9 protein-coding genes are annotated in these 12,354 nt (G+C 34.2%); 8 read left to right on the top strand and 1 reads right to left on the bottom strand.

Features of this window, described 5'->3' with window-relative positions; all coding sequences use genetic code 11:
• Nucleotides 1–32: 32 nt before the first annotated feature.
• Nucleotides 33–1,757: an AarF/ABC1/UbiB kinase family protein gene (locus QI155_RS01485; RefSeq protein WP_068860804.1), complete on the bottom strand. Its 1,725-nt coding sequence runs from the start codon at nucleotides 1,755–1,757 to the stop codon at nucleotides 33–35.
• Between the two features lie 31 nt (nucleotides 1,758–1,788).
• Here QI155_RS01485 and trpB point away from each other — a divergent pair, with 31 nt between their 5' ends.
• From trpB to fusA, 8 genes are read left to right on the top strand one after another with little or no spacing between them, the layout of a single operon-like run.
• A complete protein-coding gene (gene trpB, locus QI155_RS01480; RefSeq protein WP_281320972.1) occupies nucleotides 1,789–2,973 on the top strand; it encodes a tryptophan synthase subunit beta in 1,185 nt (394 codons plus the stop codon).
• Between the two features lie 10 nt (nucleotides 2,974–2,983).
• Entirely contained in the window at nucleotides 2,984–3,760 is a 777-nt protein-coding gene (trpA, locus tag QI155_RS01475; RefSeq protein ID WP_068860800.1) for a tryptophan synthase subunit alpha, read from the top strand.
• A gap of 1 nt (nucleotide 3,761) precedes the next feature.
• A complete protein-coding gene (accD, locus tag QI155_RS01470; protein ID WP_281320971.1) occupies nucleotides 3,762–4,613 on the top strand; it encodes an acetyl-CoA carboxylase, carboxyltransferase subunit beta in 852 nt (283 codons plus the stop codon).
• Complete coding sequence (locus QI155_RS01465) at nucleotides 4,606–5,898, top strand: folylpolyglutamate synthase/dihydrofolate synthase family protein (RefSeq protein WP_068860794.1); 1,293 nt, start codon at nucleotides 4,606–4,608, stop codon at nucleotides 5,896–5,898. The genes accD and QI155_RS01465 overlap by 8 nt, the downstream gene beginning before the upstream one ends.
• Nucleotides 5,895–7,955 (top strand): LptA/OstA family protein, encoded by a 2,061-nt coding sequence (locus tag QI155_RS01460; protein WP_068860793.1) that lies wholly within the window; start codon nucleotides 5,895–5,897, stop codon nucleotides 7,953–7,955. Before QI155_RS01465 ends, QI155_RS01460 begins: the two co-directional genes overlap by 4 nt.
• Nucleotides 7,952–8,836: a tRNA pseudouridine(55) synthase TruB gene (gene truB, locus QI155_RS01455; RefSeq protein ID WP_068860791.1), complete on the top strand. Its 885-nt coding sequence runs from the start codon at nucleotides 7,952–7,954 to the stop codon at nucleotides 8,834–8,836. The genes QI155_RS01460 and truB overlap by 4 nt, the downstream gene beginning before the upstream one ends.
• The gene (gene purB, locus QI155_RS01450; protein WP_068860789.1) at nucleotides 8,833–10,131 is read left to right on the top strand and encodes an adenylosuccinate lyase; all 1,299 of its coding nucleotides are present in this window, start codon (nucleotides 8,833–8,835) and stop codon (nucleotides 10,129–10,131) included. Before truB ends, purB begins: the two co-directional genes overlap by 4 nt.
• A 24-nt stretch (nucleotides 10,132–10,155) precedes the next feature.
• Nucleotides 10,156–12,252 (top strand): elongation factor G, encoded by a 2,097-nt coding sequence (gene fusA, locus QI155_RS01445; protein ID WP_068860787.1) that lies wholly within the window; start codon nucleotides 10,156–10,158, stop codon nucleotides 12,250–12,252.
• Nucleotides 12,253–12,354 lie beyond the last annotated feature (102 nt).

Raw genomic sequence — 12,354 nt, 5'->3', positions numbered from 1 at the left:
TTCAGAGCACTTAAAAGGACATTCAATAAAAGTTATAATTTTCCTGACCTAATAATTGAGATTATTAGCCAAACTCCAAGAAAAAATGCCACTACACCAGTTATAAGACCAAAAATTGAAATCCCATTCATTAAAGGTTTTACCTCTGCAGCATGCATTATTGCCGAACTAAGAATCATGGCACTTACAATAAGACTAAAGGATATTTTATTACTTGATTTTTCAATGTCTTTCAAAAATTCGGGCATATTTACATGAAACATTTTTACTGTTATATCATCCCTTACAGCCTTACTTAGTAACATCTTGAATTGAAAAGGTATATTTTCAACAGCATTCTTAAACTCTTTGAAAATCGTTAAAAATTTTTTTATGTAAAAATCAGGGCTGAACCTTCTTGCAATTATATTCTCAGCGTATGGTTTAAGCATCTCAATTATTGATGTTTGTGGAGAAAGTTCTCTTGCTAGTCCATCAAGCATTATTAAAACCTTGTCAATTAACAAAAGTTCTGGAAGAAATCTTAATTTATGTTTTAAACTAACCTTCATAATTGACTCTATAAATTCAGAAATTTTAATCTCCTCAAAAGATGAAGAATAAAGGGGATAGAGAATGTCTTCAATGTCTTCCTTAAGTTCTCTTTTAAGCTTATGCATATCAATGTTATCTGGAATTATTCCAAGTTTTAAATAATTGTCAAGCAGAAGATCAAAATCCTGCTTAATAATTGCCAGTGCAATATTAGCATAGGATTCTTGAAATTCCTCATCAATTTTCCCTACTATACCAAAATCAACCATTACTATTCTTCCATCTTCTGTTACAATAAGATTTCCAGGATGGGGATCACCATGGAAAAAACCGTGTTCAAAAATCTGGATAAAATATATATCAATAATTGTTTTAAAAATCTTCTTAACATTTAAACCCATCTGAGTTAGTGCTTCAATATTATCAATTCTTACTCCTTCGACCTTCTCCATAACTAAAATTCTCTCTTTCGTGTAGTCTTTATATATAACAGGAATATAAATTTTTTCGTTTTCCTTAAAATTTTCTTTAAAGATCATCGCATTTCTTGCTTCTCTGCGGAAATCGAGTTCTCGTAAGATAGATCTTGAAAATTCATTTACTATTCCCACAGGATCGAAAATTCTACTTTCGGGAATATGTTTTTCCATAAGCCTTGCAAGAGTATTAAGTATCTTAATATCAATTAAAATCTGTTCTTTAATTCCAGGCCTTCTAACCTTAACTATAACCTTTTCCCCATTCAGTAAAACAGCTTCGTGAACTTGAGCAATTGAAGCTGAACCAATAGGGATAGGATTGAAACTTTTGAAAATTTTATCAGGAGTTAATCCCAACTCTTTTTCAACGGTTTTATTAACATCATCAATGCTAAAGGGGGGTACTTTATCTTGAAGTTTTTTGAATTCTTTTATATTTTCACTGCCTATAATATCAGGTCTTGAAGCAAGAAGCTGTCCTAATTTTATAAAAGTAGGACCTAACTCCTCAAAGGCCATTCTCAATCTTTCTGAAATTGAAAGTGTAGGCTGAGTAGTCCATCTACCAAATTTATGAAATCTTCTCTTAATAGCAATAAATTTACCAAGATTAAGCTGATCAATTATTTGTCCAAAGCCGTGTTTTATAAAAATATTAAGAATTTCTTGAACTCTTTTAGCAGAAAGATAGGTCTGTTTAAATTTAAAAATATCCATTATAAAGGTATTATAACAAAATCCCATAGTTCAAACCTTCTATGCTATAATACTTTTCATGGGTAAAAAAAGAGGATATTTTGGACAGTATGGAGGTTGTTTTGTTCCTGAAACTCTAATGCCAGCCTTAGAAGAACTGGAAAGGGCTTTCTATAGAGCAAAAAGGGATAAAAAATTTAATGAAGAATTTGAATCTCTTCTTAAAGAGTATGTAGGTAGACCTACTCCACTTTATTTTGCTAAAAGACTCACTGAACATCTTGGGGGAGCAAAAATATATCTAAAAAGAGAAGACCTTGCCCACACTGGAGCCCATAAAATTAACAATGCTCTCGGACAGGCTTTATTAGCTAAAAAATTAATGGGGAAGGAAAGAATTATTGCTGAAACTGGAGCTGGTCAACATGGCGTAGCAACTGCTACAGGTGCTGCACTTGTAGGACTTAGCTGTGATATATACATGGGAACAGAAGATATTAGAAGACAAAAGCTCAATGTCTTCAGGATGAATCTTCTTGGTACAAGGGTTATTCCTGTTGATACAGGTTCAAAAACTTTAAAAGATGCTATTAATGAAGCTCTTAGGGACTGGACCACAAATGTAAGAACAACCCATTATGTTTTAGGTACTGTCTTTGGACCTCATCCATATCCTCTTCTTGTAAGATTTTTTCAAAGTGTAATTGGTAAAGAAACAAAGAAACAGATACTTCAAAAGGAAAAAAAACTTCCTAATATCCTAATTGCCTGCGTTGGCGGAGGTAGTAATGCAATAGGACTTTTCAGTGCCTTTTTGAAAGATAATGTAGAAATGATTGGCGTTGAAGCAGGAGGGAAAGGAATCCAATCTGGACTTCACGCTGCAAGATTTGCAGGTGGAGCAAAGGGAATTTTTCAGGGTTGTCTTAGCTATGTTTTGGAAAATGAAGATGGAAATATTCTTGAAACTCATTCTGTTTCAGCAGGACTTGATTATGCCTCTGTTGGTCCTGAACATGCCTATCTCAGAGACAAAGGAAGGGTTAAATACACCTATGCAACTGATGATGAAGCATTACATGCCTTTGAACTTTTAAGTAGACTTGAAGGAATTATTCCTGCCTTAGAGTCTGCCCACGCTGTCGCAGAAGCAATAAAAATTGCCCCAAAGATGTCAAAGGATTCAATTATTATTGTAAACCTCTCAGGAAGAGGGGACAAAGATGTTCAAGAAGTAGCAAGAATCAAAAGACTTTCTCTTTAAGAGGTGGAGTTTGAAAGGTTTTTCTGTTAGAGAGAAACTTGAGGAACTGAAAAAAATTGGCAAAAAGGCATTTATTCCATATATTATGGCAGGGGACCCCGACCTTCAAACAACTGCCAAAAGGCTTAAACTTCTAAGTGATGCAGGAGCTGATATTATAGAGCTTGGAGTCCCTTTTACAGATCCTCTTGCTGATGGTCCTACAATACAAAGAGCAGCTGAAAGAGCATTAAAATCTGGAACAACTTTAAGAAAAATTTTGAACTTTCTTAATGAATTTAAAAATAGCATCCATACCCCCATTATTCTTATGACCTATTTGAATCCTGTTTTCTGCTATGGTATTGAAAAATTTTTCCAGAACGCAAAGGATGCAAAAGTTGCAGGAGTTATTTTCCCAGACTTAACTGTTGAAGAATCATCGGAATACAGATCCCTTGCAAAAAAATATGGTATTGACATAATTTTTCTTGTAGCACCAACATCAACTCCAGAAAGAGTAAAAAAAATTGTTAATGCATCTACTGGCTTTGTTTACTATGTCTCAATAACAGGAATAACGGGTACAGAACTCAGACTTGATAAAAAATTCAGAGAACACATAAATTTTGTAAAAAGCTTTGGTAACCCTGTATGCATTGGATTCGGAGTAAGTAAGCCTGAGGAGGCTAAGTATGTTGCTCAGTTTGCTGACGGAGTAATCGTGGGAAGTGCTATTGTTAAAAAATTTCATGAAAAACCTGAAGAAGTTTTAAACTTTATAAAATCTTTAAGAGAGGCAATATAAAATGGCATGGTTTAAAAGAAAAGAACCACCCTTAGAAAAAAAAGTAAAAATTCCCGAAGGATTATGGGTTAAATGTGAAAATTGTAAAGAAATTATTTACCGTAAAGAACTGGAAAATAATTTTAAAGTATGCCCAAAGTGTAAATATCATTTTAGAATTTCAGCAAAGGAAAGAATTACTCTTATAACAGATTCAGGAAGCTTTAACGAATTAGACCCTGATCTTACAAGCCCTGATCCTCTTGGCTTCAAAGACACTATTCCCTATAAGGATAGATTAAAGGAAAATGAGAAAAAATCAGGTATTAAAGAGGCTGCTATTTATGGAGATGCAAAAATTAACGGAAGAGATGTAGTTATTGCTGTTCTTGATTTTTCCTTTATGGGTGGAAGCATGGGAACAGTTGTCGGAGAAAAAGTAACAAAAGCTACTGAAAGAGCAATACAGCGAAGAGTTCCTTTGATCATTGTGTCATCTTCAGGGGGAGCAAGAATGCAGGAAGGAATGTTTTCCCTCATGCAGATGGCAAAGACATCTCAGGCTATAGGAAGATTAAAAGAAGAAGGTTTATTATATATTTCTGTTTTAGCAGATCCAACTTTTGGTGGCGTTACAGCATCCTTTGCAATGCTCGGGGATATAATTATTGCAGAACCTCGTAGTCTTATAGGTTTTGCTGGACCAAGAGTAATTCAGGAAACAATAAAACAACAATTGCCCGAGGGTTTTCAAAGGGCTGAATTTCTCCTTGAACATGGAATGGTTGACATCGTTGTAGACAGAAAAGAATTAAAAAACACTATAGCTAAAATTATTGACATTTTAATGCCTTTACCAAAAGAGCATGTATGAAGTTTTAATAAATGAACTCTATAAAAGAAGAACAAAGGGTATCAAGTTAGGAGTTGAAAGAGTTTTTTCAGTACTTGAAACATTTGATAATCCCCATAGAGGGTTCAAATCAGTTCATATTGCTGGCACAAATGGCAAGGGTTCTACATCTAAAATAATTTATCATCTTTTAAGGGCTCACGGATTAAATACAGGGCTTTTCACATCTCCTCATCTTACAAGATTTACAGAAAGAATAATCGTTAATGATAGAGAAATAACAGAAGATGAAGTTGTAAGATTAATCGAGAAAATCAAACCCTTTGGCGAGGAACTTACCTTTTTTGAATTTATAACAGTGCTGGCTTTTCTTTATTTCGCAGAAGCAGGAATTGAATATGGGGTACTTGAAACAGGAATGGGTGGAAGATTAGATGCTACAAATGTTGTTGTACCAGAAGTTTCAGTAATTACAACCATCGGACTTGATCATCAAGAATTTCTTGGCAGTGACATTAAATCTATTGCTAAAGAAAAAGCAGGAATTATAAAAAAAGGAGTTCCTGTTGTTTCATCTAAGCAGGCTTCAGAAGCAGAAGAGGTAATTAGAAAAAAAGCAGAAGAATCAGGTTCAGAACTTTTTATCTACGGTAAAGATTTCTCAGCTGAACTAAAATCAATGAGTATAAAAGGCATCAATTTTATTTTTAGCTCAGCCTCAAACCTTCAGACTTCAGAGTTATTCTTACCTCTTATAGGATTTCATCAACTTGAAAATGTAGCAGTTGCTATGCAGGCCTTTATGACCATATATCCTAATTGGGATGAAAATTATATTAGAGAAGGACTTAAAAATGTTACTATTCCTGGTAGACTTGAAATAATATCAGAAGAACCTCTCATAATCTTTGATATCGCCCATAATCCTCAGGCTGCTCAAACATTAATAAAATCTTTGAAAATCATTACTGATAAAAAACCCGTTTTAGTTTTTGGAATAATGAGAGACAAAGATGTAGGCGGTTTTATTAAATCCTTTGAAAATTACGCAAACAAAATTATATTTACTGTCCCAAACTATGAAAGAGCTTTAAAGTATGATGAACTTTCAGAACGATTAAATGGTTATTCATTAAATCTATCCTATATTTCAGATCCTGTTGAGGCTTTTAAAGAAGGTGTTTCTGTCTGTAAAAAAAATCCAAATCTCTATCTTTTATGTACTGGTTCAGTTTATTTAGTTGGAGAATTAAAAGAATTTCTCGGCGAAAAAACATCCCATAGAAGGCTTGGTGAAGTTTTATGAAATTAAAAGTCCCTTTATTTTTATTTATTATTTTTCTGCCAATTTATGCCTTTGCTTTAGAAATAACATCTGATACACTTGAAAGCTTTGAAGAAGAGCAAAAATATGTAGCAATAGGAAATGTAAAAATTCAAAATGAAAAATTCATACTAAAAGCCCAAAAAGCAATCTACTATGAAAAAACTAACGAAGTTGAAGCCTTTGGAGATATGTATTATGAAGATGATGAAATAACAGCATGGGCAGAGGAAGGGAAAATAAATATAGAACAAAAAACAGGATTTTTGAAAAAATCTTTGATTCACATAAAAAAACAGGATATATGGATTACTGCCGATGAAATAGAAAGATTAAGCGAAATAAAATACAAGGCAAAAAAAGCCACTTTTTCAACCTGTGAGCCTGAACCAGACAAGGCTCAACCGTGGTGTTTTACAGGAGAAAGTGTTGATTTAATAGTTGATGATACTTTGATATCTAAAGCTACAACATTCAAGGTAAAAAATATTCCCCTTGCTTTTTCACCTATTTTCTGGGGTCCTGGAGGAAACACAAAAAAATCCGGATTTCTTCCATTAAAAATTGGAAACTCAAACATAAGAGGTTTCCAGTTTTCTCCTGCCTATTATCTTGTTATAGATAGCAATAAGGATGCAACCTTATATCTGGACTATTTTTCAAAGGCAGGTCTTGGGAAGGGAATTGAATATAGATATATGGATTTCAATACTAAAGGGATGTGGTATGCCTATCAAATTAATGATAGGATTCTCGATAAAAACTATCAAGAACTTCGAGCAATACATCTTCAAAAATTAAAAAACTTTGACCTTCTTATTGATTTGAATTATGTAAATAAAAATGACTTTTACAGACAATACGGAGATGTTCGCTCAGTTAATGTGACCTATCTTTTTAAGGAATTTGGAAAAGACCTTCAGGCAAGATATGATAGATTCTTACAGTCTTCTATGGAAGTATCTGTTCCTCTTGTTCAGTCAAGATTTTATTTGTTGGGACAGGGATGGAAGGATTTAAAAAATGATGGAATGAGTCCACCACTTAAAGCAGAACTTGGTTATATTGTCTATCCCTATAAAATCGGACCCTTTAATGCCAATTTTAACATAAATTTAGCAGAGTTTTATAAAGAAGACGGTCTTAATGGGCAAAGAGTTGAGATAAATCCAGAAATAACTCATAATTTTGGAGATGTTGTTAAGCTCACACAAAATTTAAATGCAAAAGTTATATTTTATAATCTTGAAAAAACCACACCCTATAAAGATGTATCTCATAGAGAAATGATTCAATATAATGCAAAGGCTTTTATGCTACTTTATAAAAAGGAGAGTGATTTTAGTCATTTAATCGAACCCTTTGTAGAAGGAGTTTTTATTGGTGTAAATGGAAAACCACCAATTTTAAAAGATGCTGAAATACTTGATGATACAGGATTAATAAGAGCAGGAGTTTACAATAAATTGCAATTTAAGAGTCTCACCATTGAGGGAAGAATAGCACAGGTTTATGATTTTAGAGCAAAAAATGAATGGGATAAAATGTATCCTATTTTAATAGAAGGAAGAGCATCTTTCTGGAAAATAAGTTTTGGCTTTGATACCTATCAAAATATTTCTAAAAAAAGAATGGAACGTTTTAATAGCTGGATAGGATTTTCTCCTGATGAAACAACTTCTATTTCATTTAGTCAAAGATATACAAGAGATGAAGCCCTTTCTCCTGCCTATTTATGGGCTCCTACATTAAGAAACCAGTATGATTTCTATGAAAATGAAGAAGGAATAAAAACATATGCTTTTTCTTTAGCAAAAAAAATATCTGAAAAATGGTCGTTTAATACAAATATAAATTACGATGCAAAGGGTGCTGGTTTAAGGGACAGTACTTTAAATATAAGATATGCTGAAAAATGCTGGGCAGCAAATATTTCCTTATCAAGAAAACCTGTTGAAAGACATGGTAAAGAGACATCTGACTTTAGTTTCCTTGTAATTTTTGAATTAAAAGGAATAGGAGCAATTAAACTTCTATGAATGTAGTACTGATTTTCAATAAGCCAAAGGGTTTTACAAGTCAATATGCTGTTACAAAAGTAAAAAGGATTTTAAAATGTAAAAAAGCAGGTCATGCTGGCAGTCTTGATCCAATCGCAACAGGTATTTTGCTTGTTTGTATTAATGAGGCTACAAAAATTACACCTCTTCTTATGGAACTTGAAAAGGAGTATCTTTTTAAAGCAAAATTTGGGATATCAACAGACACCTATGATGCTGATGGCAATGTTACAAAGGTGATAGAGAATTTTGAACTTAAAAAAGAGGAAATAGAGCAAATTTTAACGAAATATAAAGGTGAAATAATGCAAACTCCTCCAATGTATTCAGCAGTAAAGATTGACGGCACTCCCCTTTATAGACTTGCAAGAAAGGGAATTGAGGTAGAAAGAAAGCCTAAAAAGGTTATTATTCATTCCATTAAAATTGAAGAGTTTAAACCACCCTTTGTATCATTCCGAGTAGTATGTAGTAAAGGAACATATGTAAGAGCTCTTTGCAATGACATAGGTGAAGAATTAGGAATAGGAGCCCATATTGTTGAACTTGAAAGAACAAGAATAGGAAACTTTAAAGTTGAAGAATCCATTGATTTAGAGGAATTGAAAAAAATAAAAGAAAAGGCAATTTCAGATGCTTTTTTAACAATAGATAAAGCTTTATATTTCATTCCTTCTGTCATAATAGGTGATGCTCTTGTTAGAAAATTTTTAAATGGAAATTCAGTAAAAATTCCCTCTGGAATTGTTCCAGCAGGATGGGTAAAGGTTAAGGATAAAACAGGAAAAATTCTTGGCATAGGCTTTGGAAATGGCGTAATTATAAAACCTGAAAGAATTATATGGGAGGAAGAATTATGATAGAGAGATATACAAGAAAAGAAATGGGTCATATATGGAGCATGGAGAACAAATTCAGAAAATGGCTTGAAGTTGAAATTGCTGTATGTGAAGCATGGGCAGAACTTGGAAAAATCCCTCAAGATGCCTTAGAAGAAATTAAAGCAAAGGCAGACTTTGACTTAAAAAGAATTGATGAAATTGAAGCAATGGTTAAACACGATGTTATAGCCTTTTTAACAGCTGTTGCAGAAAAGGTTGGTCCTTCATCCCGTTACATCCACATGGGACTTACATCAAGTGATGTAGTGGATACAGCTTTAGCATTACAGATGAAAGAAGCAGGAGATCTTATAATGAAAGACCTTATTGAATTTAAAGAACTTCTTCGTGAAAAGGCTTTTCAATATAAAAACACTATATGTATGGGAAGAAGTCATGGTGTTCATGCAGAACCAACAAGTTTTGGTCTAAGATTTGCCTTATGGTATGAAGAAACAAAAAGAAACATGGAAAGACTAAGACAAGCTACAGAAAGAATCAGTGTTGGTAAAATATCTGGTGCTGTTGGAACTTTTTCAAATATTCCACCAGAAATTGAAGAAATTGCTCTGAAGAAGCTTGGACTTAAACCAGAGCCTGTGGCAACACAGGTTGTCCAGAGAGACAGACACACCGAATTTTTAAGTTGTCTTGCCCTCATTGCTGCAATGGTTGAAAAAATAGCTATTGAAATAAGACATCTTCAAAGAACAGAAGTCCTCGAAGCAGAAGAACCCTTTACAAAGGGGCAGAAAGGTTCCTCAGCAATGCCTCATAAAAGAAATCCTGTTGGATGCGAAAATTTATCAGGACTAAGCAGACTTGTCCGAAGTAATGCCTTTGCAAGTTTTGAAAATGTGGCACTATGGCATGACAGAGACATCTCTCATTCTTCCGTTGAAAGAATCATTATACCTGACAACTGCATATTAGTAGATTACATGCTTAACAGGCTTTATGGAATAATAAAGGACCTTGTTGTATATCCTGAAAGAATGCTTAAAAATATAGAACTTAGCTATGGACTTTATAATTCTCAAAGAGTACTTCTTGCTCTCATTGAAAAGGGACTTACTCGTGAAGAAGCATATAAAATCACTCAAACAAATGCAATGCGTAGCTGGCAGGAAGGTGTACCCTTTATAAATTTACTTCTTAATGACAATGAAATAAGAAAATATCTCACCGAAGATGAAATAAAAAGCATTTTTGATTTAAACTATTACACAAGAAATGTAGATTATATTTATGAAAGAGTTTTTGGAGATAGATAAAAACTTATTTTAAGGAGGCTCTCTATGAGTAGAGATGTTACAAAAATCAGAAACATTGCTGTTGTTGCCCATGCAGGTGCAGGTAATACTAAACTTGCAGAACAAATACTTTTTAAAACAGGGTTGATTGACAGGGTGACTACTGGTGAGTCTACCGGCAAGGTTATTGACTATGAACCAGAAGAACTTATGAGAAATATGACACTAAGTTCCAAAGTTGCATACTGCGACTACAAAAATTATAGAATCAATATAATTGATACACCTGGCTTTGTTAATTTTCTTGAAGATACAAAAAGCATTTTAAGAATTGTCGATGGTGCGGTTGTCATAGTTAGCGCAATTTCAGGGGTAAAGGCAGAAACAGAAAGAATATGGAAATACTGCGATGACTATGACCTTCCAAGAGTTGTTTTTGTAAATAAACTTGATAAAGAGAATGCTTCCTTTCAGAGAGCAGTGGCAGAAATTGAAAAAATCTTTGGACAGGAAGCAATTCCTCTTACACTACCAATTGGAGAAGGTCCTGGACTAAAGGGAGTTGTTGATTTAATCTCATTGAAAGCATACATTTATGATGGGAATTCTCTGAAGGAAACATCAATTCCTACTGAACTTTCTTCTTCTGTGGAAGAATACAGGAAAAAATTTGTTGAAAAAATTGCTGAACTTGATGACAGCCTCCTTGAAAAATATCTTGAAGGTGGAGATCTTACAGAAGAAGAATTAAGAAAGGGACTTCATGATGCATCCCTTGCAAGAAGATTTATTCCTGTGTTGGCAGGTTCAGCTCTCCTTGGAATTGGAATAGAAGCATTGCTTGACAGCATAATCCTATGTCTTCCCGATCCTGTAGAAAGGGCAAATATCTATCCAATAAAAGGAACTAATCCAAAAGACGGTTCTGAGATAATTAGAAAGCCCTCTGAATCTGAACCCCTTTCAGCCTATGTTTTCAAAACTACCATTGATCCCTTTGCAGGGAAAATATCTTACATAAGAGTATTTTCAGGAATTTTTAAAGCAGACTCCACAGTTCTTAATCCTAATATAGGTTCAAAAGAAAGAATTGGTCAGATTTACTATGTACTTGGTAAAAATCAAACACCCTGTCAGAAAGCAGGTCCCGGTGAAATTGTTGCAACAGTTAAATTAAAGGATACTCTTACAGGACACACCCTCTGTGATGAAGCAAATCCTATAATTTTACCAGAGGTGAGATTCTCTGAACCTCTTATTTCCTATGCAATTGCACCAAAAACCAGAGGAGATGAAGAAAAAGTAAGTGCAGGACTTCATAAATTACTTGAAGAAGACCCTACTCTTAGATTTTCAAGGGATGAAGAATCAAAGGATATGATTTTAAGTGGAATGGGACAGGTTCACATTGAAGTTGCTTTAGAGAAACTTAAGAGAAAATTCGGAGTTGAAGTAAATCTTATGGCTCCGAAGGTTCCTTACAGAGAGACAATCAGAGCAACTGCAAGAGCACAGGGTAAGTATAAAAAACAATCTGGTGGAAGAGGGCAGTATGGAGACTGCTGGATTGAGATTGAACCGCTTCCAAGGGGTGAAGGATATCAATTTGTTGATAAAATAGTAGGTGGAGTAATACCTCAGCAGTATCGCCCTGCTGTTGAAAAGGGTATTCTTGAGACAATGAAAGAGGGTATTTTGGCTTATTATCCAATAATTGACATAAAGGTCACTCTTTATGATGGAACATATCATCCAGTTGATTCCTCAGAAATGGCATTCAAAATTGCAGGAGCTTTAGCTTTAAAGAAGGCTTTCATGGATGCAAAACCTGTTTTGCTTGAACCAATAATGAAAACAGAAATTATTGTTCCCGATGAAACTCTTGGTACAATAATTGGAGATTTAAATGCCCGTAGAGGAAAGGTCCAGGGAGTGGAGCCACAGGCAGGTGGAAATCAAAAAATAATTGCCCTTGTTCCAATGGCTGAAATGCTTACATATGCCAATCAGCTTCATAGTATGACCTCTGGTAGAGGAATTTACTCAATGGAGTTTTCCCATTATGAGGAAGTTCCATCTCATATAGCTCAAAAAATAATTGAACAAAGACAGAAAGAACGTCAGGCAAAGGCAGAGGAGTAGTAATAGATATGTATTTCAAGGGAATACCTTCTTTTTCTGTCATTCTGAGGGGCTCGATGCCCCGAGGAATCTCTCGGAATAAGGAGGAGATTCTTCGCCTTT

This window comes from Thermodesulfovibrio sp. 1176 (assembly GCF_029946585.1).
Classification (GTDB): domain Bacteria; phylum Nitrospirota; class Thermodesulfovibrionia; order Thermodesulfovibrionales; family Thermodesulfovibrionaceae; genus Thermodesulfovibrio.
Note: the sequence above shows the minus strand (reverse complement) of the source record. Positions and strands in the feature narration are given on the sequence as shown.